This window comes from Halorhodospira sp. 9621 (assembly GCF_022228055.1).
Lineage (GTDB): Bacteria > Pseudomonadota > Gammaproteobacteria > Nitrococcales > Halorhodospiraceae > Halorhodospira > Halorhodospira halophila_A.
The window spans coordinates 1-616 of the sequence record NZ_JAJNRD010000105.1 but is presented as its reverse complement, the minus strand read 5'-3'; the positions used below and the strand labels follow the sequence as shown (position 1 = coordinate 616).

Below are 616 nucleotides of genomic sequence, written 5' to 3'. Positions count from 1 at the left end.
ATCGTCGACTACCCCCGTGAGGCGATCGCCTTTTTCGCCAGCCAGGAGGCGGTACGCCTCGATGAATCCGTGCGCGTGCTCCCCATCCGTCAGGAACAGCTCAAGGAGCGGCTGCGTCACCACTACCGGGCCCTCGACACCCCACTTCACATCGAATGGTCCAACGGCGAGCGCGAGGTACTAGCCTTCGCCTTTGAGGAGGAGACCCGGACCGAGCGCTTCGACATCCACCGGCTGATCCATTACTGCACCGACCTCTCGCAGATGCTCGGCACAACACGGATCGTGCCGGTGGTCATCTTCCTCTCCGCGCGTCCGGTGCCCACACGGCTTGAGCTTGCCGGGGATCAGCACACGTACCTGAGCTTCCAGTACCTCTACTGGCAGGCCGGAGCCGAGTCGTACCGGCAACATCTGGACAGCAGCAACATCGTCGCCCGCCTGTGCCTGCCGTTGATGCACTGGGAAGGCACCGACGAGAAGCTCGAAGCCCGCGCCAGCGCACTCCAGGGGCTCGAGACCCTGGAACCGGACCCGAACAGGCGGCTCAAGTATGCGGATTTCGTCGACAACTACGCGCAGCTCGATGAAAATGAACAGGAACTGTTCAGGCAGC

Annotated in this window: 1 protein-coding gene; it reads left to right on the top strand. The window is 62.8% G+C overall.

From position 1 onward, the window contains the following. Positions 1-616, top strand: a 616-nt coding sequence (locus LRF89_RS13305) for a hypothetical protein (protein ID WP_238637382.1), incomplete at both ends; no start/stop codon positions are given.